The sequence below is a fragment of the Streptomyces sp. NPDC031111 genome (assembly GCF_055570675.1).
In genome coordinates, this window is sequence record NZ_JBVIGS010000016.1 from 1 (window position 1) to 26,308 (window position 26,308).

General features: G+C 72.8%; 22 protein-coding genes. 11 read left to right on the plus strand and 11 right to left on the minus strand.

From position 1 onward, the window contains the following. Positions 1-108: 108 nt before the first annotated feature. The 6 genes from ACZ470_RS28585 to ACZ470_RS28610 form a co-directional block, all read right to left on the minus strand. Positions 109-609 carry a CAP domain-containing protein gene (locus ACZ470_RS28585; RefSeq protein ID WP_468431803.1) on the minus strand — a complete coding sequence of 167 codons (501 nt, stop codon included), beginning with the start codon at positions 607-609 and terminating at the stop codon, positions 109-111. An 11-nt stretch (positions 610-620) separates the two neighbouring features. Continuing rightward, the gene (locus ACZ470_RS28590; RefSeq protein ID WP_468431805.1) at positions 621-1,358 is read right to left on the minus strand and encodes a chitinase; all 738 of its coding nucleotides are present in this window, start codon (positions 1,356-1,358) and stop codon (positions 621-623) included. A 16-nt stretch (positions 1,359-1,374) separates the two neighbouring features. Beyond that, the gene (locus ACZ470_RS28595; RefSeq protein WP_468431807.1) at positions 1,375-1,791 is read right to left on the minus strand and encodes a cysteine/serine endopeptidase inhibitor; all 417 of its coding nucleotides are present in this window, start codon (positions 1,789-1,791) and stop codon (positions 1,375-1,377) included. A gap of 64 nt (positions 1,792-1,855) precedes the next feature. Further along, positions 1,856-3,031 carry an ROK family protein gene (locus tag ACZ470_RS28600; RefSeq protein WP_468431808.1) on the minus strand — a complete coding sequence of 392 codons (1,176 nt, stop codon included), beginning with the start codon at positions 3,029-3,031 and terminating at the stop codon, positions 1,856-1,858. A gap of 99 nt (positions 3,032-3,130) precedes the next feature. Then, a complete protein-coding gene (locus ACZ470_RS28605; protein WP_468431810.1) occupies positions 3,131-4,612 on the minus strand; it encodes a sensor histidine kinase in 1,482 nt (493 codons plus the stop codon). A gap of 17 nt (positions 4,613-4,629) precedes the next feature. Next, on the minus strand, positions 4,630-5,325 hold the full coding sequence (locus ACZ470_RS28610) for a response regulator transcription factor (RefSeq protein WP_468431812.1): 696 nt from the start codon (positions 5,323-5,325) through the stop codon (positions 4,630-4,632). Between the two features lie 182 nt (positions 5,326-5,507). Between ACZ470_RS28610 and ACZ470_RS28615 the strand changes: the two genes are divergently transcribed. Next, positions 5,508-6,161 carry a DUF6461 domain-containing protein gene (locus ACZ470_RS28615; protein ID WP_468431814.1) on the plus strand — a complete coding sequence of 218 codons (654 nt, stop codon included), beginning with the start codon at positions 5,508-5,510 and terminating at the stop codon, positions 6,159-6,161. Between the two features lie 16 nt (positions 6,162-6,177). On the opposite strand, the gene ACZ470_RS28620 is transcribed toward ACZ470_RS28615, so the two are convergent. The 4 genes from ACZ470_RS28620 to ACZ470_RS28635 all read right to left on the minus strand — a co-directional run bounded on the left by ACZ470_RS28620 (position 6,178) and on the right by ACZ470_RS28635 (position 10,452). Beyond that, complete coding sequence (locus tag ACZ470_RS28620; protein ID WP_468431815.1) at positions 6,178-7,596, minus strand: Nramp family divalent metal transporter; 1,419 nt, start codon at positions 7,594-7,596, stop codon at positions 6,178-6,180. A gap of 98 nt (positions 7,597-7,694) precedes the next feature. Then, the gene (locus ACZ470_RS28625) at positions 7,695-8,654 is read right to left on the minus strand and encodes a phosphoglycerate dehydrogenase (RefSeq protein WP_468431817.1); all 960 of its coding nucleotides are present in this window, start codon (positions 8,652-8,654) and stop codon (positions 7,695-7,697) included. After that, entirely contained in the window at positions 8,651-9,427 is a 777-nt protein-coding gene (locus tag ACZ470_RS28630; protein ID WP_468431819.1) for an HpcH/HpaI aldolase family protein, read from the minus strand. Before ACZ470_RS28630 ends, ACZ470_RS28625 begins: the two co-directional genes overlap by 4 nt. A gap of 29 nt (positions 9,428-9,456) precedes the next feature. Continuing rightward, complete coding sequence (locus ACZ470_RS28635; protein WP_468432078.1) at positions 9,457-10,452, minus strand: aldo/keto reductase; 996 nt, start codon at positions 10,450-10,452, stop codon at positions 9,457-9,459. Between the two features lie 200 nt (positions 10,453-10,652). Between ACZ470_RS28635 and ACZ470_RS28640 the strand changes: the two genes are divergently transcribed. The 4 genes from ACZ470_RS28640 to ACZ470_RS28655 all read left to right on the plus strand — a co-directional run bounded on the left by ACZ470_RS28640 (position 10,653) and on the right by ACZ470_RS28655 (position 16,391). Then, positions 10,653-12,041, plus strand: a complete 1,389-nt coding sequence (locus ACZ470_RS28640; protein ID WP_468431821.1) for a four-carbon acid sugar kinase family protein — start codon at positions 10,653-10,655, stop codon at positions 12,039-12,041. Next, positions 12,038-13,042 carry a 4-hydroxythreonine-4-phosphate dehydrogenase PdxA gene (gene pdxA, locus ACZ470_RS28645; protein ID WP_468431823.1) on the plus strand — a complete coding sequence of 335 codons (1,005 nt, stop codon included), beginning with the start codon at positions 12,038-12,040 and terminating at the stop codon, positions 13,040-13,042. Before ACZ470_RS28640 ends, pdxA begins: the two co-directional genes overlap by 4 nt. Before the next feature lie 25 nt (positions 13,043-13,067). Further along, entirely contained in the window at positions 13,068-13,871 is an 804-nt protein-coding gene (locus ACZ470_RS28650; RefSeq protein ID WP_468431825.1) for a DeoR/GlpR family DNA-binding transcription regulator, read from the plus strand. A 756-nt stretch (positions 13,872-14,627) separates the two neighbouring features. Then, positions 14,628-16,391, plus strand: a complete 1,764-nt coding sequence (locus ACZ470_RS28655; protein WP_468431827.1) for a lysyl oxidase family protein — start codon at positions 14,628-14,630, stop codon at positions 16,389-16,391. Between the two features lie 208 nt (positions 16,392-16,599). Here ACZ470_RS28655 and ACZ470_RS28660 read toward each other — a convergent pair whose 3' ends face one another. After that, positions 16,600-16,812, minus strand: coding sequence for a hypothetical protein (locus tag ACZ470_RS28660; RefSeq protein WP_468431828.1), 213 nt, complete (start codon positions 16,810-16,812; stop codon positions 16,600-16,602). A gap of 531 nt (positions 16,813-17,343) precedes the next feature. Here ACZ470_RS28660 and ACZ470_RS28665 point away from each other — a divergent pair. The 6 genes from ACZ470_RS28665 (at position 17,344) to asnB (ending at position 26,307) form a co-directional block, all read left to right on the plus strand. Beyond that, positions 17,344-18,822 (plus strand): sugar transferase, encoded by a 1,479-nt coding sequence (locus ACZ470_RS28665; protein WP_468431830.1) that lies wholly within the window; start codon positions 17,344-17,346, stop codon positions 18,820-18,822. Between the two features lie 70 nt (positions 18,823-18,892). Beyond that, on the plus strand, positions 18,893-20,218 hold the full coding sequence (locus tag ACZ470_RS28670) for a nucleotide sugar dehydrogenase (protein ID WP_468431831.1): 1,326 nt from the start codon (positions 18,893-18,895) through the stop codon (positions 20,216-20,218). Next, the gene (locus ACZ470_RS28675; RefSeq protein WP_468431833.1) at positions 20,208-21,488 is read left to right on the plus strand and encodes a glycosyltransferase family 4 protein; all 1,281 of its coding nucleotides are present in this window, start codon (positions 20,208-20,210) and stop codon (positions 21,486-21,488) included. Before ACZ470_RS28670 ends, ACZ470_RS28675 begins: the two co-directional genes overlap by 11 nt. Beyond that, on the plus strand, positions 21,485-22,846 hold the full coding sequence (locus ACZ470_RS28680) for a Wzz/FepE/Etk N-terminal domain-containing protein (RefSeq protein WP_468431834.1): 1,362 nt from the start codon (positions 21,485-21,487) through the stop codon (positions 22,844-22,846). The genes ACZ470_RS28675 and ACZ470_RS28680 overlap by 4 nt, the downstream gene beginning before the upstream one ends. Next, a complete protein-coding gene (locus ACZ470_RS28685) occupies positions 22,843-24,369 on the plus strand; it encodes a Wzz/FepE/Etk N-terminal domain-containing protein (protein ID WP_468431835.1) in 1,527 nt (508 codons plus the stop codon). The genes ACZ470_RS28680 and ACZ470_RS28685 overlap by 4 nt, the downstream gene beginning before the upstream one ends. 3 nt (positions 24,370-24,372) lie before the next feature. After that, positions 24,373-26,307 (plus strand): asparagine synthase (glutamine-hydrolyzing), encoded by a 1,935-nt coding sequence (gene asnB / locus ACZ470_RS28690; RefSeq protein ID WP_468431837.1) that lies wholly within the window; start codon positions 24,373-24,375, stop codon positions 26,305-26,307. Position 26,308: the final 1 nt, after the last annotated feature.

Sequence of the window (26,308 nt, forward strand, 5' to 3'; positions counted from 1 at the left end):
CCTCCCCCCCCCCCCCCCCCCCCCCCCCCCCCCCCCCCCCCCCCTCTCCCCCCCCCCCCCCCCCCCCCCCCCCCCCCCCCCGCGGCGGTCGGCGTCGTCAGCCGGGGGTCAGAACTTCGCGCCGAAGTCCTGGGTCCAGTACGTCCCGTACCGGCTGCCGGGCTTCTTCACATGGCCGAGGCCCAGGTGCTCCAGCGAGCAGTTGAGGATGTTGACCCGGTGTCCCGGGGACTTCATCCAACCGCTCACCACGGCCGCGGCGGTCCGCTGCCCGGCGGCGACGTTCTCCGCGAGCGAGCTCCAGTTGGTGTAACCGGCGGCCTTGGCCCTGGTCACCATGGTGCTGCCGCCCGATCCGACGTGGCCGACGAAGTCGTGCCCGGCCATGTCGGCGGTGTGCCGCTGCGCCGCCCTGGTGAGCGCGGCGTTGAACTTCAGCTTGGGACAGCCCGCCTTGACCCGTTCGGCGTTCGTCAGCCTGAGCACGTTGTCCCGCAGTGTCTGCAGGGACGGCTCCGCCGCCGATGCCGGGGCGGTGGAGCCGGCGGACAGCGCGGTCGTCGCCGCGGCGACGGTCAGGACCGTGGCGAGGTACCGGGATATGGGCATGTTCCTGTTCCCTAACAGAACTTGTTCTTGCCGGGCGCGACGTTGAGGATGTTGGCGAACCTGTCGAACAGGGCCACCCGGTGGCGGACCTGCTCCGGGCTGCGGCCGTCGCATTCGATGGCACCGTTGATGCTGCGGATGCTCTGGCCGAATCCGGCCCCGCTGACGATGGCGTGGTGGCCGGTCATGGTGCCGGCGCCCGTCTGCCGCATCCAGAACCACAGGGCCGTCTTCCAGGCGACGACCGGGTCCTTCTGGACCAGACCGGGGTTGTGCAGCAGGTTGATGCCGAGGGCGTCACCCGCGGCCTTGTAGTTGAAGTTCCAGCTCAGCTGGATCGGCCCGCGGCCGTAGTACTTGTCCTGGCCGGCCGGACAGCCGTAGGGCCGGCTCGTGTCGCAGTAGTGGCCCCAGTTGGCCTTGTTCTGCTCGACGATGTACTTCAGCCCGCCGGTCTCGTGGGAGACGTTCGCGAGGAAGGCGGCGGCCTCGCGGTTTCTGACGGCGGCGCTGCCGGTGTGGGCGAAGGCCGGGAACGCCTTCATCGCCTTGGTCAGCGAGGCGTAGGTGTAGAAGTTGTTGCGGTTCGGGAACATGCGGTTGAACTCGGCCTTGCTGACCACGAATCCGGCCTCCGCGGCCGACGCGGCGGGCGCCGGGGCCGCGGACGCCGGGGCGGCCAGCGGTCCGGCCAGGGTCGAGACCGTCACGGCCGTGAGCAGCCCGGTGAGTATGCGGGTCCTGGACATGGGTCGAACTCCTCTGTTACTTGACGAACTTCCACTTGACGTTCTGGATGACGCCCCGGGACGGAGCGGCCAGCTGTGCGAAGGCGGGCCGTCCGAGGTCGATGTGGTTGGGGGCGCAGCCGGCGCACTTGTCCCGGACCGGCACGGTGATGGACTTGCCCTTGTAGGTCACCCGCACCTTGAGGCGGCACAGCGGGTCGTTGTTCGGATTGGCGGCCTTCCACCAGGACGGGGAGACGGCGACGATCCGCTGGTTCGCCGCGTCGACGGGCTTGCCGCAGGCGCCGGTGCCACGGTCCGTGTAGAACGTGGCCTTTCCCTGCCGCACCTTTCCGATGGGGGCCGCGGAGGCGGAACCCGCCTCCGTGACACCGAGAAGGGCGACGGCCAGGCCGATGGTGACGGCACGTCCGACGCGCCGATTCATGAGCATGCCGATTGATTCCTTTCTGGGTACGACGGGAATTCGCACCGGTCACCGGAATCCTAGAAAGCCCTCAATTTTGTCCTCCAGGAACGGGCATTAATTCCGGAGCCGGATTAAATGCGATTCCCGTGGACTTATTCGGCGTGGCGTCGGCGGGCCGGCGCAGCAGGAAGATGGCGCCGAGGGCGGCCGCGGCGTCGCCCAGCTCGGCGCGGCGGACGAGCAACGGCGGCCGGGAGCCGCACCGCGGAACGTTCGTCCACAGTTCTCGGTGCACCGATTCCATGACCGCCGGTGCGGCGGTGACGAGTTCACCGCCCACCACGACGACACCGGGGGCGAACGCGTTCACCAGACCGGCCAGCACCCGGCCCGCGTACGTGCCGGAGCGTCCCACCGCCGCGTGGGCGGCCGGTTCACCGGCGCGCAGCGCGGCCACCAGCTCCGGTACGTCCGCCGTGGTCCGGCAGGCGTTCAGTACGGCCGGGGTGGAGGCCACCGTCTGGAGACAGCCCCGGCCGCCACAGGGGCAGGGTGTGCCTCCGGGCTCCACGGTGATGTGCCCGAACTCCCCCGACCGGCCGTGCGCGCCGTGGTGCAGCGCGCCGCCGCTGACCAGCCCGCCGCCGACCCGGTCAGACAGTTCCAGGTAGAGCACGTCCCGGTGTCCCTTGGCCGCGCCGCACACCGTCTCGGCCAGTGCCGCCAGCCGCGCCGCGCCGTCCAGCCGTACCCGGGTGCCGAAGCTGCGACCGATCAGCGCCGCCACGGCCCGCCGGGCGGCCGGGTCGGACGATTCGGCGGCCGGGTCCGTCACCGCGACCCCGACCCCGTTGAGCACGTCGAGCCGCAGTCGCCCACCGGTCAGGGTGTCGGCCAGCCGGCGTGCGAGGGCGACGCGCTCCGGCCACGGGGTGTCGGGCGGACACGGCTCGGCGGCGGTGGCGATGTCGTCGTGCAGCACCGTCATCGCGGCCACGCGGACGACCCGCCTGCCGAAGTCGATGCCGAAGACCCGCCCGGCATCCGGGTTCAGCGCCAGCTGCTCCGCCGGGCGCCCGCGCCCGCGCGGGCCGGTGTCCGGCACCGTGGCGACCACCAGGCCGCGGTCCACGAGCCTGCTGACGACGTCGTACAACGTGGTGCGGGACAGTCCGCACAGCTCCCCCAGCTCACCCCTGGTCAGGGGGCCCCGCTGGCGCAACGACCGCAGCACGCGGTCCGAGTGCGTATGCACTTCCGGCACTTCCGGCATCCCTCCCCGTAGCAGTCCGTGCCTGCTGCGAGGAGGAAGGTAGGCACCGATCTTGTGGAAACCTTGTGACCGGCCCGCGTGCCCGCCGGGTCAGTCGGCGGCGGTCAGCCAGTCGCGGCGGAGCAGCGGCAGGGTGTGCTGGACGTCCCGGATGCCGGTGACCGGCAGCCGCACCTCGAAGCGCGCCCCGGGTGTTCCGTCCGGGCGGTCCGTCACCGTGATCGTGCCCTGGTGGAGGGCGATCTGCTGGGCGACCAGGGTGAGGCCGAGGCCCGATCCGGGACTGTCCGGGCGGCGGTGGAAGCGCCGGAATATCTCCTCGCGCAGCGCCGGTGGCACGCCGGGGCCGTGGTCGTCGACGGTGAGGACCGCCGCCGGTGCGCCGGGCCCCGGTTCGGCTCGCAGACTCACTTCCACACGGGCGTCACGGTCCTTGGTACGGCCGTGGGTCCAGGCGTTGGTCAGCAGGTTGTCCACGGCCGAGCGGAGCCCTTCGTGCCAGGCGTGGACCAGCAGGCCGTCGTCGGCCCGTACGGTGGTCCGGGCGTCGGGGCGGGTCCGGCGCAGGTCCGCGACCGAGGTCCGGACCACCTCGCCCAGGTCCAGCGTGGTGAAGGCGTCCGCCTCGACCAGATCGCCCTGGGCGAGCGTGCGCAGCATGCCCAGCAGTCCGATCAGCCTGGCCTGTTCGCGCCCGAGGTCGGCGAGCACCTCCTCGCGCTCGGCCCTGTCCAGGTCCGGGTACTCGGTGAGGATGTCGAGGTTGGCGCGCATGCTCGTCAGGGGGTTGCGCATCTCGTGGGAGGCCGCCGCGGCGAACGACCGCGCGGTCTCCAGCGCCTCCCCGGCCCGCGCCGCCTGTTCGTCGTACCGGGCCAGTACGGTCCTGAGGGTGCCGGCGAGGTCGTCGACCTCGGTGACGCCGCTCGGGGTGTGCTCCAGGCGGAGCACGGTGATCCGGGGGTCGAGTCCGCTCGCGCGGTGCTGGAGGCGCCGCAGCGGCAGGGTGGCGCGGCTCGCGATGAGCCAGGCGACCGCCCCGGTCACGGGGGCGGACAGCAGGGCCACGGTCAGGGACCGGTGCCGCACCCGCTCCAGTTGGGACCGGTAGGCGGTGTCCGGGGAGAACATCCAGAGGTTGGGCCGCTCCGGAGGTGTGCCGTGCGGCGGGGTGACGACCCGCCGGGACATCACGAGCCAGGCGGTGCCGTCCGCGTCCCTGCCGTCCAGGGCGACCGGCTGTTTGGCCTCCGCGGGCAGGGTCGTCGCCGGGTCGTGCCGGGGGCCGGCCTCGATGACGCCCTGTGGCCCGTACAGCCGGAAGCCGACGTTCGGCGACGAGACGACGAGCCGGTGCCGGGCGTTCCTGGCGACGACGGGATGGCCGGCCGCGACGGCCTGGAGGTACACCTGGGCGTTGTGCGTGAGAGTGGTGGCCCGGGAGCGGAGTTGCCGTTCCTGTTCGGCGCGCAGGTCTTCGGCGAACCAGGCCATCAGCAGCCAGTTGGTGGCGAGGACCAGGAGGGGCACGATCACGGCGGCGGACAGTGCGATACGGGTGGAGAGCCTCACGGTGCGGTCGTGGCCTCTCACCTGTTCTTGTCCATGCGCAGGACGAAGCCGACACCGCGCACGGTGTGCACGACGCGGGGGTGTCCGTACGCCTCCGTCTTGCGGCGCAGATAGCTGACGAAGGTGTCCACCGCGTCCGTGCGGACGTCGGCGTCGTATCCCCAGACGTACTCGAGCAATTGGCCGCGCGTCAGGACGATGCCCGTGTTCCGGGCCAGCGTCTCCAGGAGGCGGAACTCTCGGGGTGTCAACCGCAGGGGGCGTCCGTCCAGTGACACCTCACGGGTGGACGGTTCCAGGACCAGGCCGCCCACCTCGACGCGGTCCGTGGCGGCGGGCGGGCGCCGGCGCAGCAGGGCGTGCAGGCGCAGTTTCAGTTCCTGGAGGGCGAACGGCTTGACCAGGTAGTCGTCGCCGCCCGCCTGCAATCCGGCGATCCGGTCCGCCACTTCGTCCAGGCCGGACAGCATGAGCACCGGTACGTCGTCGCCGCCGTCGCGCAGGGCCCGGCACACGTCGATGCCGCTCAGGCCCGGCATGCAGACATCGAGGACAACGATGTCGGGGCGGAGCGTGCGCAGTGCCTCCAGCGCGGTGTGCCCGTCGTCGGCCAGGGTCACGTCGAAGCCCCCCAGCCGGAGCCCTCGTTCCAGCGAACGCCGTGTGCTCACGTCGTCGTCGGCCACGAGAACCCGTCCGGCCCTGCCGGCCATGCGGTACTCCCCCCTCAGCGGTCCCAACGGTCGCCCCCCGGCGCGATGTTACGCGTGCGCGGGGTGCGGCCACGGGTGATCCCCCCACCACGGGCGGCACGGCCGAATTAATCCGGATTCCGCGCGGGTTGATCCGGGCGGGGGGCGGCCGTGGCCGCTGTTCCGGCTGACAGGATGCGCTCATGACCGACCTGCCCACCGCCGACGACTACCGGTGGATCACCGAACTGTACGAGGACTGGATGGACGCGTACTGCGTCACCCACGTCCAGGGGATCACGCCCGAGGGCCTCCTGCGGGCCCTGGGCGCCGACGCGACGGCACGGATCACCGGTGTGGGCCGGCTGGGGGAGCTGACCTTGGCCGACGACCGGGACGACGAGCGGTTCTTCATCGGGGCCACCTCGGTCGGCGACTGGTCCGTGATGGTGGAGTACAACGGCTTCCTCGGGGCCACCGACGAGGCCATGCTGCCCCTCTGCCGGGGCCGCACGGTGGTCTCGCACTACCGCAACGCCAACGCGCTGCACCGCTTCTGCTGGTACGCCGACGGCACGCTGCGGCTGGACTTCGACGCGCTCTTCGCCGACTGCCGCGAGGGCAGTGACCCGGACGAACTCCTCACCTGGATGCGGGAATGCGGCTTCCACCTCACCGACGAGGAGGACGGCGCCCCCGGTACGCGCTCCACCATCGACGCCTCGTTCGCCCTCGCCGAGCGGATCACGGGCGTCCGCGTGACCCCGGAGCTGCTCACCTCGGCCCGGTATGTGTGCGGCCTCAGCGCGAACCCGTGGGAGGGCAGCGGGGCCCCCTGGGGCGCGGTCCGCGCCTAGGGGCCCCGCCGGCGAACTACTCGGGCACCGCTCCCAGTGTCTCCAGCACTCCGTACACCCCGACGCACAGGATGGCGGCGCTGCTGATGACCAGGGCGGCGGTCAGCCAGGGGTTGGTGCGGAAGCGGCGCGGCACTCCGGTGTGGCGCAGGCGCCAGACGGCTACGACCACGGCGAGCAGGAAGACGCCGCCGCCGATGCCGCCGATCTGCACCATCAGCACCGGCGACTGCATCCAGAGGAAGAAGCACGTCCACAGCAGCGGCAGGCACCAGGTGAGGATGCGGATGGTGCGGGTGCGGGCGCGGACGTCGCCCCAGTCGATGACGCCGAGCAGTCCGAGCGTGTTGGTCCACAGCCGGGGCACCGACGCGGTGGAGCCGATGAGGGTGGAGAAGAGGACGGCGAAGGCACCGACGAGGAACAGGTACTCGGCCCAGGGGCCCATGGTGTCGGTGTAGATCCGCGAGAGCGTGGTGATCATCTCGTTGCCCTCGGGCACCAGGCCCTGCGGGTGGAGCACCGCCGCGCCGATGACGTAGAAGGACAGGGTGCACAGCGCGCAGACGGCCAGGCCGGTGAGGGCGTCCAGGCGCATCACCTTGATCCAGCCCTCGGCGCGACGGGCGCGCTCCTCGGTGCCGTCGTCGGGTCCGGTCCAGCGGGCGTAGCCCTTCTCCAGGCACCAGTAGGTGTACGTCGTCATCTCGTCGGCGCCGACGCCGGTGATGCCGAAGACGGCCAGCGCGATGCCGACGGTGCCGGCCGGGATCTCGAAGCCGAAGCCGCTGCCCAGTTCGGACGAGCCGTAGCCGAACTCGGTGCCGGGCAGGCCGACCGCGAGGCTGACGGTGACCAGGGTGAAGACGACGACGGAGACGAGGCAGGCGCGTTCGACGAGGCTGTACTTGCCGGACTGGAGCAGGCAGATGGCGGCGAGGGTGACGACGACGGCCCAGAGCGCGAGCGAGCCCCAGCTCAGGGGTTCGCCGATGACGGGCCACAGCACCGAACAGGCGGCCGCCGTACCGCCGATGATGCCTCCGCGCTGGAACATCTTGGCGAAGTCCATGCCGATCCAGAGCCAGTTGATCCAGCTCAGCCGGCCGATGCGGGGGCCGACCTCGCGGTAGCCCTCGAGCGCGGTGCGCCCGTTGAGGATGGTCCAGCGGGCCAGCTCCATCTGGACCCAGACCTTCACCGCGGTGGAGACGATCACCAGCCACAGCAGGGCGAAGCCGGCCTGGGCGCCCAGCGCGGTGGTGGTGATCAGCTCTCCGGAGCCGACGACGGCGGCCGACAGCACGAAGCCGGGGCCGAGATGGCGGATCCGGTCACGGAAGGTGGTGGGTGCCGGCCGGGCGTCCTCGGGGCGCAGGGCGTACGGATCGGCCTGCGCGTGCTCCGCCGCTGGGGCGGTGGCGGTGGTCGACATGGCGGTGTTCCTTTGCTGGTTCCGGCGCCGTCGCCGGAGCGGAAGGCAAACAGGGCGGGGATGAGCAATGGGGGGTGACGTGGTGGGGGCGGGCGGGGTCAGCCGGCCGCGTGGCGCGGGGGTTCGCCGGCGAGGACACGGAGTACGTCCTCGGCGACCATCAGGCCCATCGCGCGGTTGGCCTCCGGGGTGCAGGCGGCCATGTGGGAGGTGAGGGTCAGTCGGGGCGCCGTGCGCAGGACGTGGCCGGCCGGGAGGGGCTCGACGGCGAAGGCGTCGAGCGCGGCGGCGGCCAGGTGCCCGGAGTGCAGGGCGGCGGCGAGCGCGGTGTCGTCGACGAGGCCGCCGCGGGCGGCGTTGACGAGGATCGCGCCGGGTCTCATGGCGGCCAGCCGGGCGGCGTCCAGCAGGGGCGCGCCGGCGGGCGGCAGGTGCAGGGTGACGACGTCGGCGCGGGCGAGGAGCGCGTCCAGCGTGACGGGTTCGGCGTCCGCCCCGGTCACCGCGTCGTCGGGGACGTAGGGGTCGTGGGCGAGGACCCGCATGCCGAAGGCCCGCGCGTAGCCGGCCACGAGCCGGCCGATGCGGCCGAAGCCGACCACACCGAGGGTCCTGCCGTGCAGTTCGGGGCCGAAGAGCTTGGGCCAGCCGCCCTCGGTGACGGCGGTGTGGGACGCGCTGATCCGGCGCGCGGCGTCGAGCACCAGTCCGAAGGTGTACTCGGCGACGGCCCGGGAGTTGGAGCCGGGCGCGCAGACCACGGGGATGCCGCGGTCGCGGGCGGCGGCGACGTCGATGGTGTCGGTGCCGACGCCGTGCTTGGCGATGACCTTCAGCCGGGGGGCGGCGTCCATGACCTCGGCGGTGACCGGGTCCATGCCGGCGACGAGGGCGTCGGCGCCGGCTATCCGGGCGAGCAGTTCGTCGTAGGGCAGGGCGCGGTCGTCGTACGGGCGGACCGGGCCCGCGCCGCCGTCCGCGAGGAGGGTCCAGGGGTCGGGCGAGTGGCGGGCGAAGGTGGGTGTGGTGATGAGGGTGGTGCGGGTGGGTGTGCTCATGCCCGTCCCTTCCGCGCGGCGTCCAGGTGGGTGGCGGCGATCTGCTGGAGGTGGACCACGTCGGCGGCGACGGACGCGAAGGTGAAGCCCTCGTCGAGCCGGCGGGCGGCGCTCGCGCCGTCGCCGTTGTGGATGCCGGCGGCGATCCCGGCGGCCTCGGCGGCCTCACGGATCCGGGTGAGGGCCCGCTCGAACGCGTCGGCGACGCCGGGGTCCGTGGAGGTCCGGCCGCCGATGGCCAGGCGCAGGTCGGAGGGGCCGACGTAGATGCCGTCGAGTCCCGGGGTGGCGCAGATCTCCTCGACGTTGGCGAGGCCGTCGGCGGTCTCGATCATGGCGAGGACGGCGGTCTGCTCGTGGGTGTCGGCCGGGTCGGGCCCGATCCGCAGTTGGGCGCGCATGGGGCCGTAGGAGCGGCGGCCGTGCGGCGGGTAGCGCACGGCGGCGACCGCGTCGGCGGCGTCCCGGGCGGTGTCGACGAGCGGCACGATGACGGCGGCGGCCCCCGCGTCGAGCGCGCGGCCGATGTACGTCGGGTCGTTGGCCTCGACGCGGACCATGCCGACGGCGGTGGAGCCGCGGGTGTCGGTGGCGATGAGGTTGTTCAGCAGGCCCTGGTAGCCGAAGAGGCCGTGCTGGGCGTCGAAGGCCAGGTAGTCGTAGCCGACGCGGGCGAGTCGCTCGGCGGCGACGGGCGAGTCGAGCAGCGACCAGTAGCCGATGAGCGGGCGGCGGTCGCGCAGTGCGGCGGTGAAGTGCGCGGCGGTGGTCATGGGTGGTCTCCGGACTGCCGAGTGGGGGGTCAGCGGTTGTAGGCGGGCATCGGGCCGCGCAGGGCGGTGCCGACGGCGTCGCAGGCGGCGGTCACGTCCTCGGGCAGCGGGCCGGCCTGTGCGGCGGCGATGTTGGCCCGCAGGTGTTCCGGCCGGGAGCCGCCGAGCAGTAGGGCGTCGGTGGAGGGCCGGTCCAGCAGCCAGCGCAGGGCGAGTTCGGTGAGCGGGAGACCGGCCTCGTCGGCGATCGCGGTGAGCCGCGCGACGGCGGCGAAGAGGTCCTCGTTCCAGTAGCGCTGCCGGTACATCGCGGCGAGCTTGGAGTCGCCGAAGCGGCCGGTGGCGGGGTCGGCCCCGAACCGGTGCCGGCCGGTGAGCAGGCCGCCGCCGAGCGGGTTGTAGACCATGGTGCGCAGACCGCTCACCGCCGCGTACTCGGTGTACTCCTCCTCGATCCGGCGGGCGAGGAGGTTGTGCAGCTGCTGGGCGACGACGGGGCGCGGGGCACCGACCTCGTCGGCGGTGCGGGTCAGTTCGGCGATCTGCCAGGCGGCGTAGTTGGACACGCCGAGGGCGCGGATCTTCCCCTCCGTGACGAACTCCGCGACGGCTCCGAGGGTCTCGGCGAGCGGGGTACGGCGGTCCGGCTGGTGCAGGTAGAAGAGGTCGACGTGGTCGGTGCCGAGCCGCTCCAGGCTGCCTTCGAGGGCGGCCCGCAGACCGGCCGCGGAGAGCGGGGCGTGGTCGCCCTGGTCGGGGTGCGGGATGCCGGCCTTGGTGGCGAGCACGATCCGGTCCCGGCGACCGGGCAGCAGCTCGGCGAGGATCCGCTCGCTCTCGCCGCCCGCGTAGCCGTTGGCCGTGTCCACGCCGGTGAGGCCGGCGTCGAGCGCGGTGTCCAGCATGGCGGCGGCGCCCGCGCGGTCGACGGTGTCGCCGAACGTCATGGTGCCCAGGACCAGGCGGGAGAGCGGTACGGGGATGTGCGGCAGCTCGATTCCCTGAGTGGTTTCCGGCGGGCTCACCGGCGGGTCTTCCTGCGGGTTTCCGTGCGGGCCGGTGCGGGTGCCGGTGCTCACGAGCGGGTCCTTCCGGTGCGGAACGGTTGGTTCTCGGTGGGTGAACGCTCGCACGACTGCGCGTTATGCGCAAGAGTCTCGCGCGAATCGCGCAAGCTATGTCATCATCAGGGCATACCGATGCCGGGTCGTTGAAGGAGGTCCGCGTGTGCCGTAGGGACGACACCCCGGTCGTCGCGCTCGCCGACGACCTGTCGGGGGCGGCGGAGGTCGCCGCGCTGCTGAGGCAGTCCACGCGGCTCCTGCTGCACCCTGCCGACCTGGGCGTATCCGTCACCGCCGGCCAGGCGGTCGTGGTGGACCTCGACTCGCGGTACCTCGACGACGGCGCCGCCGCCGACGCCGTACGGGCCGCCCTGGCCGCGGCCGGCCGGACGCCGGGGCGGTCCCGGGCCGGTGCCCGCGCGGACACGGACCTCACGACGTCACGCGCGTTTCGCGCAGTCAGTTCCGCTGTGGGGGACGACAGTCCGCTCTGGTTCAAGAAGTGCGACTCGCTGCTGCGCGGTCCCGTGGGTGCGGAGGCGGCCGCCTTCGCGGAGGGGGCCGAGGTGCTGGTGATCGCCACGGCCCTGCCGGCCGCGCGGCGCGTGGTGCGCGGCGGCGTGGTGCTGGTCGACGGGGTGCCCCTGCCCGAGTGCCCGGCCTGGCGGGCGGAGCGGCGGGCCGCGCCGCGTTCCGTCGCCGAGGCGCTGGCACCGCTGCCGACCGCGGGCGTACCGCTCGACGCCGTACGGCAGGGCCCCATCGCGCTGGCCGGACGCTTCCGGGAGGTGTCGGCGCGCGGACGTCACCCCGTCTGCGACGCCGAGACCGACACCGACCTGACGGTGATCGCCACCGCGGCGGCCCTCCTCGGCCCGGATGTCCGGCTCCTGGGCAGCGGCGGCCTGGCGGCCGCCCTCGGCCGCCGGCTCGCCTCGCGGCGCGCGCGGGGGTCGGGGCCGCCCGCGCCGGCGGGAGCCGGTTCCACGGCACCGGAGCCGTCCGCCCGGCCGACGACGACCGAACCGGCCGCCGCCGGAGCACCGTCGAGGGGAGCCGCCCTCGCCGCACGGCCGCTGCTCGTCGTCGCCGGGAGCGCGGAGCCGGTCGTGGGCGAGCAGGTCACCCGGCTGGTGGCGGCCGGGGCCCGGCACCTTCCGCTGTCACCCGGGCAACTGGCCGGGGCCGCCGGCCCCGTCGTCCTGCCCGAGCTCGCGCCCGGCACGGTGACCGTGGTGTCCGTGGACGGAACCGGCGGCGTCCGGCCCGACGCGGCCCGCGCGGTGGTGGCGGGGCTGGCACGGGCCGTCTCCGCGCTGCCGGGGCGCCCGGACCTGGTGCTGACGGGTGGTGAGACGGCCCGGCGGGTGCTCGACTCGCTCGGCGTCACCGCGCTCCGCCCCGTCGGCGAGATCCACCACGGCGCCGTGCACTGCACCACCGTCGACGGCCGGTCGGTCGTCACCCGCCCCGGGAGCTTCGGCGGCCCGGACTCGTTCGTTCGTATCGCGGCGGCACTCCGCCCCTCTCAGCAAGGAGTCACCCAGTGAACGCGCAGCAGCCCCTCCCCCTCATCGGTGTCACCATGGGCGACGGCGCCGGTATCGGGCCCGAGGTGATCGTGCCCGCCGTGCTGAACGCCGCGACGCTGGGCCGGTGCCGTCCTGTGGTGATCGGGGACGCGGCCCGGCTGCGGGAAGCGGCCCGGATCCTCGGCACGGACTGCGAGATCGTGGCCGTACCGACGCCGGCGGCGGCCGAGTCCGTACCGGGCCGGATCAACGTCGTCGACCTCGGACTGCTCCCCGCCGACCTGCCCTGGGGCAGCCTGTCCGCCGAAGCCGGCGACGCCGCGTACGAGTACGTCAAGCGGGCCGCCGAACTGGCCCTCGCCGGCGAGATCGACGGCATCTGCACCGCCCCCCTCAACAAGGAGGCGCTGCACGCCGCCGGGCACGTCTACCCCGGACACACCGAACTGCTCGCCCACTTCACCGGTGTCGAGGAGGTGTCGATGATGCTGTCCACCGAGAAGGTGAAGGTCATCCACGTCACCACCCACATCGGTCTGATCGACGCCGTCAACCGGATCGAGCCCGGCCTGGTCGAGCGGACCGTGCGCCGCGGCCACGAGGCCATGGTCCGGGCGGGGGTGGCCGCACCCGTCATCGGCGTCTGCGGCATCAACCCGCACGCCGGTGAGAACGGCCTGTTCGGCTACGGCGAGGAGGAGGAGAAGATCGTCCCGGCGCTGGAGCGGGTGCGCCGCGACGGCATCGACGCACGCGGCCCGCTCCCCGCCGACACGGCGTTCTTCCTGGCGTCCCGGGGCGACTACGACCTCATCGTGGCGATGTACCACGACCAGGGGCACGGCCCGGTCAAGGTCCTCGGCATCGAGGCGGGCGTCAACCTCACCGTCGGCCTCCCCGTGATCCGCACCTCAGTCGACCACGGCACGGCCTTCGACATCGCCGGTACGGGGAAGGCCGAGGCCGGTAGCATGATCGAGGCGCTGCGGCAGGCCGCCGAGATGTCCACCGCCCGCTGAACCGACGTATCGCGAAGGACACTTGATGCCGCCCAACGGATCCCAGGCCCGGCGCGAGGAGATCCTCCGACTCGCCACCACCAGCGGCCTGGCCAGTGTCGAGGAGCTGTCCCGGCACTTCGGCGTGACCGCCTCCACCATCCGCCGCGACCTGGCCCGCCTCACCGCCGACGGCCGGCTGGCCCGCACCTACGGCGGGGCGATGGCACTGAGCGCGCATCCCGAGGCGTCGCTGCGCCAGCGCACCACGGAGGCGTACGCGCAGAAGCGGGCCATCGCCCGTTGGGCGGCGGCCGAGATCCGGCCCGGTGAGACCGTGCTGCTGGACGCCGGGTCGACGGTGGGGGCGCTGGCCCACGAACTGCGCACGGCGAAGGACCTCACGGTCGCCACCACCGGCCTGACCGCGCTGCACGAGCTGGCGGACGTCGAGTCCGTGCACGTGGAGTGCCTGGGCGGGACGCTGCGACCGCTCAGCCAGGCGTTCGTCGGGCCGCTGACGGAGGCGGCGCTCGAGCGGATGACGTTCGACCGGGTGTTCCTGTCCGCGGACGGGGTGACGGCGGACGGTGGGATCTGCGAGGCGGATCTGCGGCAGACCCGGCTGAAGGAACTGATGGCCCGCCGTGCCGCCCGGACGTATGTCCTGGCCCACGCGGCGAAGTTGGGACGGGCACCGTTCCACGCGTGGGCCACGCTGCCGCCGGGGTGGACGCTGGTCACGGACACCACCGCGGCGGAAGCGGACGTGGCGGCGTTCACCGAGCGCGGTACGCGGGTGGTGCTGGCGGAGGTGGAGGAGGAGCCGGCACCGCCGCAGGAGGACTGAGCGGCCGTACCGGGCGCTCTGTGTCGGTGTGGGGCGGGGGTGTTGCGCGGCCCGGCGTTTGCGGGGTGCCGTCGCGCCCCCCGTGCCGCCCTGGGAGCACCTCCCAGGCCCTTGAGGCACTGGGGGGCACAACTGCCCTCGGTGGACGCGATGCACGACCGCCCGCGGTGGGCTCGGCTGGCGGCGGCCCGGCGGGGGCTCCTCAGCCGGCGCAGGCCAGGCGCCGGCCACGGCCCCGCCCGGCCTCCGTCACTCCTCCTCCCCCTCCCCCTCCGAGCCCCCGCCGAACAGGCGGGCCGACTTGTCCTCCTGGGCGAGGCGGCGGGGACCGCGCCGACGATCCGTCAACGCACTCGCACCGACCGCGCTTCGCAGCCGGGGAACGCCGCCGTCTCGATCGGCGGATCGCCGCCCCTGAGCGGCGGGGCCGCCCTGCCTCTCCGTACCTCGTTCATGGCCGGGGCCGCGGCCGGCAGCCGCCGGCGGAGCTGCCTCAGCCCGCCACCGGGGGTGGCGCCCGGCTCTTCGGCGGGCAACGCGGTGGCACTCCAGCGCCTCGCCCTGCCGTCCCAGCCAAGTCCGGCAACCGATCAGCGCCTTTCGGACAAACTGAGGGCCATCGAGGTGATCAGAGACAACCCGGAGGACGTTCATCCACCTCTCATGGTCTGAACACCACGGCCCCACAAGCCGGTTGGGGTCGCGCTGCTCGTCCACGTTCCATGACGCACTCGAAAGCCGGAAGCACGAGGACTGATGACCAGACTCCGAAACGGCCGCACCAGCCGCCTGATCCACCCCTCCATCGCCGTCGCCGCGGCCATCGCCGTGACCGCGGGCGTCGCCGCCGCCGCGCCCGACGCGAAGACCGCGGAGCCGACGCCGAAGCTCAGCCTGATCGCCGCATCCACCTCCGTCACGCTCGACTCGTGGACGGAGGACCCGGGGGTCTATCTCGACCTCGGGACGTACCTCACCTCCGAGAACGGCGCCTTCGAACTCAAGGTGACCCGCAAGTCGTACAAGGACCCGGTCGTCGCCCAGCAGATCCTCCGCAACGGGAAGAAGACCCGGACCAAGACGCTCCCGGCCGGGCTCGTGAACGACTTCGCCGGGCTGCCGGACTTCACGCAGATCACCCTCACCGACGCGGCCGGCTCGACGGTGCTGGAGAGGACCGAGGCGTTCTGCCCCAACAACGCCTCCGGTCGGGTCCGGCCGGACGCCCCCGCCAACTCGAAGTATCCGGAGAGCTGTCCGACGAACCCCTTCACCCTCGGCTCGGTGTGGGGCGTCGAGAACGGCTGGGCGTCCAACACCTACTCGGGGTTCTACGCCGAGCCGGTCCAACTGAAGCCCGGCACCTACACCGCCGAGATCAACGTGACCGAGAAGTACCGTGACGTCTTCGGCATCGCCGACAAGCCGCAGACCGTCAAGGTGGTCGTCCGCGAGCGCAGTTGGGAGGAGCCTGCGGGCTCCGCCTCCGGCGGCTCGGCGAAGACCACCGCCTCCGGGCACGGTGCACACGCGCAGCACGGGGCCCACTCGGAGCACGGCGCGCACGCGCACCACGGGGCCGGCGCGGACACCCCGGCCCCCGGTGCCGCGACGAGCGGCGCCGGCCCCTCGTACAACGCCGGCCACGGCCCCTACCCGTCGGCTCCGCCCGCCCTGCCGTGGGCGCTGAAGAGGAAGTCCCTGGGGAAGCAGGCCCTCGCCACCGCCGAGGTCGGTGACGGTTCCGGGCAGACCGACGGTTCGCGACAGGCGCCGGGCGCCCAGCCCAACGCGAAGCGGCCCAGCGGCAAGGCGTCCGTGCCCGACGTACCGAAGCCCGACCTGCGCTCGCTGCCCGCGTTCGGCATCACCGTCAGCGACGGCTACGAAGAGGTGCCCGGCAAGGACTACCTCGCCTTCAGCGCCAACGTGTGGAACGCCGGCCCGGCCAAGCTCGTCGTGGACGGCTTCCGCTCCCCGGGCAAGGAGGTGATGGACGCCTACCAGTACTTCTACGACGCCGACGGCAAGCAGGTCGGATACACCCCGACCGGCGGCATGGAGTGGGACCCGCGTCCCGGCCACGAGCACTGGCACTTCCTGGACTTCGCCAGTTACCGGCTGCTGACGGCCGATCAGAAGGAGACGGTGCGCAGCGGCAAGGAGGCGTTCTGCCTGGCCAACACCGACGCCGTCGACTACACCGTGAAGAACGCCGCCTGGCACCCGGGAAACACGGACCTGTCCACCGCGTGCGGCCAGGAGAACTCCATCTCCGTCCGCGAGGTGCTCGATGTCGGCTCCGGTGACACCTACACCCAGGACCTGCCCGGCCAGTCCTTCGACATCACGGACCTGCCGAACGGCACGTACTACATCCAGGTCCTCGCGAACCCGGAGAACCGGCTCAAGGAGACCGACCACAGCAACAACAGCGCACTGCGGAAGGTCATCCTGGGCGGCGAGAAGGGCGCCCGTACGGTGACGGTCCCCCCGCACGACCTGGTCGACGCCAACTGACCCGCACCTGACGGCCGGGGCGGCCCCGGAGACGAACCGGAGCCGCCCCGGCCCGCCGGGGACCGCCCAGGGATCCCGTTCGCTCGCGAGGGCCGACGGAGGTGCCCTCGTCGCGACTTTACGCGCCCCGCACTGGGCCGCCGGGCCCGGCGCTCACTGCGGACGTGCGGGGCGTCCCTCATGACCGAACCGGCCCAGAGGACGGCCACTATTCGGAGTCAGGGTGCGTCTGTACCCACCGGCCGTTGATGAACTTCATCTCCACGCCGTAGTACGGCTGGGGCGGACGGGCCGACTGCGTGCCGCGGCGCGGCGCTGCCGGCGGCTGGGGGCGGCGGGCCGGCGGCACCTTCGCGGTGCCCGGCTTCTTCATCGCGCCCGGCTTCTTCGCTGGTCCATCGTCGACCGCTACCGCGACCACCCCGAATCTCCCTCGCTGTGGCGGCCCGACGCCCCGCCGCGCCCCGGGCCGTGACCCGGTCGACCGGCCGAAGCAGGTCAGGAGCCCTTCGCGGCCGGCTCGAGGAGCACCGCGCGGCTTCAGGACGCCCCGTCGTCGTGGGCCGGGCGAGCCACTGAAGCGTGCGGTGGCGTCACCGTTTCCATGGCCGGTCACCGGTCGGCCGATCCCGCCTCAAAGCTTGCGCACGAATTGCACACATCCCCTCTACATCCTCGCCCCGATGGTCTAGATTGACCATGCTTCAGCTGATCGGGCATGAGGCGACTGTTAATGATCTTTAAGTCCGGCGTGATGGAAGGCCAGTAGGCGCGTTCACGGTGCCGGGCGTGGGGGGTCGGCAGTCTGCTCGAGTGGCTTCGGCGATGCACGGGGAGGCGGGGGCCTCCCATGGGGAGGAACAGCGCAGGGCGGCGCGGGGGGCGGGGGCCTTCCGGGCCGAGAGCAGTGTGAGGCGAACACGTCGTACCACTGGTGACCTGGGGGGGTTCTGTGCGGCAGGGGGAATTAGTCGGCCCGTTTCAGTCGGCGCGCGGGCGTCTGACGAACGGGACAATCGGTCAGCCCGCGATCGAATGGGAGCAGCGGTACCGCCGTACCGTGATCACGAGCGACACCGTGACCACCTCCTTCGTGGTGGCGGCGATCGGCAACTTCTTCGGGGCCCGGGACGCGGCCAACTGGCATGAGAAATGGGGAATTCTCGCGTTCGGCACCGAACTGCTGGTGCTGGGGGCGCTCGCGGTGAGCCGGTCCTGGGCTCCGGCCGTGCTCGGCCAGGGCGCCGAGGAGTTCCGCCGCCTCGGACGCTCGCTGTTCATGGCGACCGTCGTCCTGGCGCTCGGCGGGATCGCCCTCACCTCGCGCAACATCAAACTCTGGATCTTCGTCGCGATCCCCGCGATCGCGCTCATCACCATGACCGAGCGCTATCTGCTGCGTCTCTGGCTGCACAGACAGCGGAAGGAAGGCCGGTGTCTGAGACCGGTGCTCGCCGCCGGCAGCCCGGCCACCGTGCGCGACCTGATCGCCCGGACCCGCAAGTTCCCGCACCTCGGCTGGCGGGTGGACGCGGTGTGCACGACGGACGGTCTCGGGTTCGACGACGACCGACTGGACGGAGTGCCGGTCGTCGGCCGGCTGACGGACGTCGCCGACCACGTCCACCGCGACGGCTACCGGGTCGTGGCGGTCACACCCGATCCGCACTGGTCACCGCACCGGCTCCAGCGGCTGGCCTGGAACCTCGAGGGCAGCGACGCCGAGATGATCGTGGCGCCCGTGCTGATGGAGGTGGCCGGCCCGCGGCTGCACGTCGACGCGGTGCTCGGGATCCCGCTGCTGCGGGTCAGCATGCCGGCCTTCACCGGGGGCCGCCGGGCGATCAAGGGGATCGTCGACCGGCTGGGCGCGGCCGTCCTGCTGTTGCTGTTCGCGCCGCTGATGGTGTTCGTCGGGCTGCTCGTGGTGGCGGACAGCCGGGGTGGGGCGTTCTACCGCCAGCGCAGGGTCGGCAAGGACGGCCGCGAGTTCACCATGTTCAAGTTCCGCACCATGGTCGTCGGGGCGGACCGGGCACGCGCCGAGCTGGCCGACCTCAACGAGGGCGCCGGCCCGCTGTTCAAGCTCCGCCGGGATCCGCGCGTGACCCGGGTGGGAGGAGTGCTGCGGCGGTACTCGATCGACGAGCTCCCGCAGCTCTTCAACGTACTCACCGGATCGATGTCGCTCGTCGGTCCGCGGCCTCCGTTACCGGAGGAGTCCGCCGCCTACGGCCCGGACATCCGGCGGCGGCTGCTGGTCAAGCCCGGGCTCACCGGTCTGTGGCAGATCAGCGGACGCAGCGACCTGTCGTGGGAGGAGGCGGTCCGGCTGGACCTGCGGTACGTGGAGGACTGGTCGCTCGCCCTGGACACGGTGATCCTGTGGAAGACGCTGCGTGCGGTGCTCCACGGGCAGGGGGCCTACTGATGCGCGGGGGCCGTCGGGCCGACGCGTGGACCGCGGGCCCACAGGGCCTGCCTGGGGGGAGGAACGGGTCATGAGAGTCAGCGTTTTCGGGCTCGGCTACGTGGGCTGTGTGTCGGCCGCGTGCCTGGCCAGCATGGGGCACGAAGTCATCGGGGTGGACGTGAACCAGGTGAAGGTCGACCTGGTCAACGACGGCAAGGCCCCGGTGGTCGAGGAGCGGATCGGCGAGCTCACCGCCGAGGTCGTACGGAGCGGGGCCTTACGCGCCACCACCGACGTCCGCGAGGCGGTCATGGGCAGCGACGTGTCGCTGGTCTGCGTGGGCACGCCCTCGGAGCCCAACGGCAGCCTGTGCACTACGTACTTGGAACGGGTCACCGAGCAGATCGGCGCCGCCCTGGCCGAAGGGGACAAGCAGGGGGGCCGGCACACCGTCGTGTTCCGCAGCACCATGCTCCCGGGCACCTGCCTGAACCTGCTCGTGCCGATCCTGGAGAAGTACGTCGGCGGCACGGCCGGAGTGGACGTCGGGGTCGCCGTCAACCCCGAGTTCCTGCGCGAGGGCACCAGCGTGCGGGACTTCTTCGACCCGCCGAAGACCGTCATCGGCGAACTCGACCCGGCGAGCGGCGACGTGGTGACGGCCCTGTACGACGGCCTGCCCGGCGAGGTGTTCCGGGTGCCGGTGCCGACGGCCGAGGCGATCAAGTACGCGGACAACGCGTTCCACGGCCTCAAGATCGGCTTCGCGAACGAGCTCGGCGCGGTGTGCCAGGCGCTCGGTGTGGACTCGCACCAGGTGATGGACGTGTTCCTGGCCGACCGCAAGCTGAACATCAGCCCCGCCTATCTGCGGCCCGGCTTCGCCTTCGGCGGCTCCTGCCTGCCCAAGGACCTGCGCAGCCTGGTCCACGCGGCGCAGCGGGCCGATGTCTCGGTGCCCATCCTCTCCCATGTGCTGCCCTCCAACGCCGACCATCTCCAGCGCGCGGTGGACCTGGTCGAACGTACCGGCAAGCGCCGGGTGGGCCTGTTCGGGCTGTCCTTCAAACCCGGCACCGACGACCTCCGCGAGAGCCCCCTCGTCGAGCTGGCGGAGCGGCTCTTCGGCAAGGGGTACGACCTGCGGATCTACGACGCCAACGTGAACCTCTCCCGGCTGATCGGCGCGAATCGCGAGTACATCGAGAACCGGCTGCCGCACCTCGCGCAGCTGCTCGCGGACTCCGCCGACGAGGTGCTCCGGCACGCCGAGGTGTGCCTGGTCGGGACCCGGGACCCGGCCGTGCTGTCGGCGCTGCCCCAGGGCGACGGCCCGGTGATCGTCGATCTCGTCCGCCTTCCCGACGCCGAGGCGCGCCGGGCCGAACCGGGGTACATGGGCCTTGCTTGGTGACACGTCGTTCGACGACACAGACGGCGGCGACCGGCCGAACCGGCGCGCGCTGATCCTGGTGGAGAACCTGTCGGTGCCGTTCGACCGGCGGGTGTGGCAGGAGTGCACGACGCTGCGCGACGCGGGCTGGGAGGTGCACGTCATCTGTCCCCGCGGGACCAAGCGGGACACGGAGCCGGAGGCGGTGATCGACGGGGTGCGGATCCACCGCTACCCCTTGCGCGCGGCCACCGGAGGTCCGGCCGGCTATCCGCGGGAGTACGGCTCGGCGTTGTGGCACACGATGCGGCTGGCCCGCAAGGTCGGCCCGGTCGACGTGGTCCACGCCTGCAACCCGCCCGACCTGCTGTTCCTGCCGGCACTGTGGCTGAAGCGGCGCGGAGCGCGGTTCGTCTTCGACCAGCACGACCTCGTACCCGAGCTGTATCTCTCCCGGTTCGGCCGCGGCAAGGACCTGCTCTACCGCGGCGTGTGCGCGCTGGAGCGGCTGACCTACCGGGCCGCGGACGTCGTACTCGCCACCAACGAGAGCTACCGGGACGTCGCGGTGCGCCGCGGCGGACGGCGCCCGGAGGACGTGTTCGTGGTGCGCAGCGCGCCCGACACCGAGCGGTTCCATCCCGTACCGCCCGAGCCGGAGTTGAAGGGCGGCAAGCCCCATCTGCTGTGCTATCTCGGGGTCATGGGCCCGCAGGACGGCGTCGACTACGCCTTGCGGGCCCTCGCGAAGCTGCGCGACGAGCTCGGGCGGACCGACTGGCACGCGGTGTTCGTCGGTGCCGGCGACACCTTCGACGCGATGGTGGAGCTGTCCCGGCGGCTCGGGCTCTCGGAGCAGGTGCGGTTCACCGGGCGCGTCCCGGACGCCGACCTGGTGCGCCACCTGTCCACCGCGGACGTGTGCCTCTCCCCCGACCCGCACAACCCGCTCAACGACGTGTCGACCATGAACAAGGTCCTGGAGTACATGGTGATGGGCCGGCCGATCGTCTCGTTCGACCTGAAGGAGGCGCGCGTCTCCGCCGGTGACGCCGCCGTCTACGCGCCCGCCAACGACGAGGCCGAGTTCGCCCGGCTCATCGCGCTGCTGATGGACGATCCGGAGCAGCGGGAGCGGATGGGCAGGATCGGCCAGGAGCGGATCAACGGGCCGCTCTCCTGGCGGAATTCGCAGGCGTCGCTGCTCGCCGCCTACGCCGCCGCCTGCCGTGACCGGCCTCCGGTGTCCGCGGGCGGCCGGAACCGGGAAGGGACGAGGCCGCGCCGTTGAGCGATGACACCATACGCCTGGTCACGATCGGGCGGATCATCCGTCGGCGCCGACGGCTGCTCACCATCCTCGCCGTGGTGGGCGCGCTCGTCGGCTACGGCACCTCCTTGCTCTTTCCGCCCCGTTACACGACGTCGGCATCGGTACTGCTGCCGGGCGCGTGGGAGGAGCGCGAGCTGCTGACCCAGGCGGAGATCGCGACCAGTTCGGTGGTGATCGACCGCGTGGCCGGCACGCTCGACTGGACCGGGGTCGACGGCAGGGAGCTGCGGGACCGGGTGAGCGCCACGGTCGCCGACGGGAACATCATCAAGATCTCGGGCACGGCCGACTCCCCGGAGCGGGCGCAGCGGCTCTCCGACCGGATGGCCCGGGAGTTCGTCGCCTTCGCCGCGCGGCTCACCAGCGACGACCCCGAATCGGCGGCCGAGCCGGAGGCGCTGCGGAAGCGGGTGGAGGAGACCAACCGCCGCATCACCGATCTGGCCGAGGCGGCCGACCCGGGGAAGTCCGTCGAGAGCGTGCAGGCCCGCACCGAGCTCGAGAAGCTGCGTACCGCGTTGCAGGAGGCCATGAAAAAGCTCGACGAGGCCGATCCGGCGACCGACAGGGCCACCATGGTCGTCATGGGGCCGGCGGCCCGCCCGGCCGGCGAGGCACCGCCGACGAGGACACAGCTCGTCGGCGCCGGGGCGCTGCTGTTCTTCCTGCTCTCGGTCGTCGGCCATCTCGCCGCCGCGCGGATGAGCCGCCGGCTGCGCACCGAACCGGAGATCGCCGCGGCGCTGGGCTCGGCGCTGCTGGGCACCGTCGACGTACCCGGTGAACGGCCCGCGCGCCGGCCGGGCGGAAGCGGCCCGTGGGCCCGGATCCGCCGGCTGCTGGGCGCCGACATCCGGTGGGACCTCCCGACCCCGCAGACGTCCGGGGACGAGGCCAGCAGACAGATCCGCTACCGGCGCATGTGCGCCCGCCTCCGGGACCGGCTGCCTGCGCCCCGGCGGCTGCTGGTCGTCGTCCCGGACGGCGACGAGATCGCCCACCGGGCCGCCGGACGGCTCGTCGCCGAGGCCGGGAGCGATCCGCTGCTGCGGTTGGTGGGGGTTTCGGTCGCCCGGCCGATGGTGCCGGACCACGGCGACGAGTCCGGTGCCCTGGTCGTGATCGGCGCGGGCAGCTGGACCGCGGCGGAGCTCGCCGGCATCGCCGAAGCGTGTGCGGACGCGGGACACGAGGTCGTCGGCGTCGTCGTGGCCGGCACGGTCCTGGCGCGTCCGAAACGGTCCGCCTCCCCTCCTTCCGACGAGGCCACTCCGGCGCTCGCGGTTCGCGACCACGCGACGGGAGGTTCGGTGTGACCACGAGCAAGACCTCGGAGCCGTCGGCCGCCGCTCCGCTGCTGGATCTTCAGGCACTGGTGGTGGCGGTGCGCAGGCGACGTCGCCTCTGGGGCTCCCTGGCGCTGCTGGGGCTGCTGATCGGCACGGCCGTGGCGGTGCTGCTGCCCCCGCCGCCGACCGCGGTGACCAAGGTGCTGGTCGCGCATCAGGAGGACCAGCCGAACGACACCGGAACGCTGATCCGCACCGATGTCGCGCTGTTGCAGACCACACGGATCGCCGACCGGGCCCTGCGGTCCCTCGACTCCCCGGAGAGCCCCGAGGACTTCATGCGGGACTACCGGGGCACCGGTCTGACCAACAACCTGCTCCAGATCGAGGTGACGGGCGACAGCGACGCGGAGGCGGTGGCCCGCGCCGAGGCGCTGGCCGACGCGTTCGTCGCGGACCATGTGCGGCGGATACAGGAGGCCGCGAACGCCGAGGCGAAGAGCCTGCTCGACCAGCGTGACCGTATGCGGAAGGAACTCGCCCAGGTCAACAAGTCGATCGGGGACGGACCGCCGGAGACCGACCCGACGGCGTCGGCCGACCTCGAGTCGCTGTTCTCCCGCCGGGCCGAACTCACCTCGCGCATCGCCGACTTCGACCAGCGTGCCGCGGAGGCGCGCATGGGCACGCCCCGGCTCGTCGCCGGCACCCAGATCGTGGACGCGCCGCGCCCGGTGCGGCACTCCCTGCCCAGGACCGTGGCCACCGACGCCGCGATCGGGCTCGTCCTCGGGCTCGCCCTCGGGCTCGCGGTGGCCGCGGTCGGCGCGGTGGTGGCGGACCGCCCCGTGCTGCGCCGGGAGATCGCGGCGAACCTCGGCGCCTCGGTCGTCGCGGAGCTGCCCCGCTCGCCCCGGCCGGCCGGGAGGTGGCAGCGCCGACGGGTCCGGGCGGCACGCGAACGGCTCACCGTGTCCCTGGCCCGCACCGTGCGCGGCTCCACGGAACCGGTGTCACTGCTGGAACTGGGCTGTGCGCGCAGCACGAGCGTGATCGCCCTGGACGTCGCCCGGTCACTGGCGGAGGACGGGCCGGTGGTCGTCGTCGACGGTCTGCCGGGGTCGCGGCTCGCCGGCCGCCGCCCGCGGCCGGGGGACCCGACCGTGGTCGGCGGGGAGCGCGCCGAGGACGTGTCGCCCCAGGAGCGCCGGCTCGGCGTCGGCTCGGTGGCGCCCGGCACCGCGTGGACCGACCTCCGCTACCTCGGCACCCGGGCCGTGCTCGTCGTGCGGGCCGGGCACGGCAGCGCGGCGTGGCTGCACACCGTGGCGCGGCAGCTCGCGGACCAGCACATCGAGGTGACCGGTGTGGTGCTGATCGACCCCGATCCGCGTGACCGGACCGACGGCACGCTGTGGGACGGGCCGTACACCGCGCCGCGCGGCCGGAACGAGCGGCCGGCCCGGCGGAACGGGACGGACGGGCGGCGGGCGGAGCGGCTGCCGATGGCGGCGGCACGGGTCCCGGACAGCGACCAGGAGGCACGGTAGGACATGTGTGGCATCGCAGGCACATACCGGTGGCCGGACGGGAAGGTCGTGACCGACCGGCTCACCGATGCCCTCGCCCACCGCGGCCCGGACGGGGCGGGCCGGTACAGTCACCCCGCCGGTGACGGGGAAGTGCACCTCGGGCACCGGCGGCTGGCCATCATCGACCTGTCCGGGACCGGCGCCCAGCCGATGGTGTCGGGCGGTCTCGTCCTGACGTACAACGGCGAGCTGTACAACGCCCCCGAGCTGCGGGCCGAGTTGACGGCCGCCGGGGTGCGGTTCCGCGGTACCTCCGACACCGAGGTGCTGCTGGAGGCCTGGCGGCGCTGGGGCACGGACTGTCTGCCCCGGCTGCGCGGCATGTTCGCGTTCGGGATCTTCGACGAGCGCACCGGGGAGCTGGTGCTCGCCCGCGACCAGCTCGGCATCAAGCCGCTGTTCCTGCTCCGGCGCGGCGAGGGCATGGTGTTCGCCTCCGAGCTCAAGGCGCTCGCCGCCGCGACCGGCGGCCCGCTGGAGGTGGACCACGCGGCGCTGGTGGCCTCGCTGCTGTACTACTGGGTGCCGGACTCCCGGTGCGCGTTCCGCGAGGCGGAGAAGCTGCCGCCGGGGAGCTGGCTGAGGTGCCGGCCCGACGGCCGGGTGGAGCGCGGCCGGTTCTGGAACCTGCGGGACGTCGCGGCCGAGGGCCGGGAGCGGGCCCGCAGCGGTGAGGGGCCCGACCTGGCCGCCGTCGTCGAGGAGTCGACCCGGCGGCACCTGCTCTCCGACGTCCCCGTGGCCACCTTCCTCTCCGGCGGGCTGGACTCCAGCTATCTGACCGCGCTGGCGGCCCGCGACCGGCCGGGGATCTCCGCCTACACCATCGGGTTCCGCGCCGAGGACGCGAAGTTCGAGGCGATGCCGGACGACCTGCGCTACGCCCGGCAGGTGGCCGAGCGGTTCGGCGTCGATCTGCGGGAGATCGAGATCGCTCCGGACGTGCTGGACCTGCTGCCGCGGATGACGTACCACCTGGACGAGCCGATCGGCGATCCCGCCGCGATCAACACGTTCCTGATCTGCTCGGCCGCGCGGGAGGCCGGGGTCAAGGTGATGCTCTCGGGCATGGGTGCCGACGAGCTGTTCGCCGGGTACCGCAAGCACCTGGCCAACGTGCTCGCGCTGCGCTACCAGCGGGTCCCGCGTCCCCTGCGCCGCGGGGTGTCCGGGGTCGTGGACCGGCTGCCGGTCGCCACGTCCCGCCGCGGGTACCGGTCGGTGCGCTTCGCGAAGCGGTTCCTCTCCTTCGCCGAGCTGCCGGAGGAGACCGCCTTCCGGCGCAGTTACACCATGTACGACCGGGACGAGCTGCTCGCCCTGATCGATCCGGACCTGGCCGGGGCGGTCGACGACGTGCTGACCGAGCACGCGGACGTCTACCGGGACAACGACCTCGACGACTTCGTCAACCGCATGTGCCTGGGCGACGCCCGGATGTTCCTGCCTGGCCTCAACCTCGCCTACACGGACCGCTCCAGCATGGCCGCGTCGACCGAGGTGCGGGTGCCGTACGTGGACGTCGAGGTGGTGCGGGCGGCGTTCGCCGTGCCCGGCGACCGGAAGATCGTCGGACGGCAGGGCAAGGCCGTCCTCAAGGAGGCGGCCACCTCGGTCCTGCCCCGGGAGATCGTGTACCGGCCCAAGGGGCTGTTCAGCGCCCCGCTGCGCGCCTGGATGAGCCGGGACCTGGCGCCGCTGGTGCGCGAGGTGGTGCACGACGGCGTGCTCGTCGAGTCCGGGTTCCTGCGCCGCGACGCGCTGGCGCGGATGGTCGCCGAGGACGCCGCCGGGCACCGGGACTTCTCCAAGCATCTGTGGCATGTGCTGACCCTCGAGTACTGGTATCGCGACGCGACCTCTGGGTCCGGCCAGAGCACTCGGTTGACGGCTTAGG

Excerpts from the sequence above, each read along its gene's own strand:
- ACZ470_RS28585 (WP_468431803.1), bottom strand. The coding sequence starts at position 609 with ATGCCCATATCCCGGTACCTCGCCACGGTCCTGACCGTCGCCGCGGCG.
- ACZ470_RS28590 (WP_468431805.1), bottom strand. The coding sequence starts at position 1,358 with ATGTCCAGGACCCGCATACTCACCGGGCTGCTCACGGCCGTGACGGTC.
- ACZ470_RS28595 (WP_468431807.1), bottom strand. The coding sequence starts at position 1,791 with ATGCTCATGAATCGGCGCGTCGGACGTGCCGTCACCATCGGCCTGGCC.
- ACZ470_RS28610 (WP_468431812.1), bottom strand. The coding sequence starts at position 5,325 with ATGGCCGGCAGGGCCGGACGGGTTCTCGTGGCCGACGACGACGTGAGC.
- ACZ470_RS28615 (WP_468431814.1), top strand. The coding sequence starts at position 5,508 with ATGACCGACCTGCCCACCGCCGACGACTACCGGTGGATCACCGAACTG.
- ACZ470_RS28620 (WP_468431815.1), bottom strand. The coding sequence starts at position 7,596 with ATGTCGACCACCGCCACCGCCCCAGCGGCGGAGCACGCGCAGGCCGAT.
- ACZ470_RS28625 (WP_468431817.1), bottom strand. The coding sequence starts at position 8,654 with ATGAGCACACCCACCCGCACCACCCTCATCACCACACCCACCTTCGCC.
- ACZ470_RS28630 (WP_468431819.1), bottom strand. The coding sequence starts at position 9,427 with ATGACCACCGCCGCGCACTTCACCGCCGCACTGCGCGACCGCCGCCCG.
- ACZ470_RS28650 (WP_468431825.1), top strand. The coding sequence starts at position 13,068 with ATGCCGCCCAACGGATCCCAGGCCCGGCGCGAGGAGATCCTCCGACTC.
- ACZ470_RS28655 (WP_468431827.1), top strand. The coding sequence starts at position 14,628 with ATGACCAGACTCCGAAACGGCCGCACCAGCCGCCTGATCCACCCCTCC.
- ACZ470_RS28670 (WP_468431831.1), top strand. The coding sequence starts at position 18,893 with ATGAGAGTCAGCGTTTTCGGGCTCGGCTACGTGGGCTGTGTGTCGGCC.
- asnB (WP_468431837.1), top strand. The coding sequence starts at position 24,373 with ATGTGTGGCATCGCAGGCACATACCGGTGGCCGGACGGGAAGGTCGTG.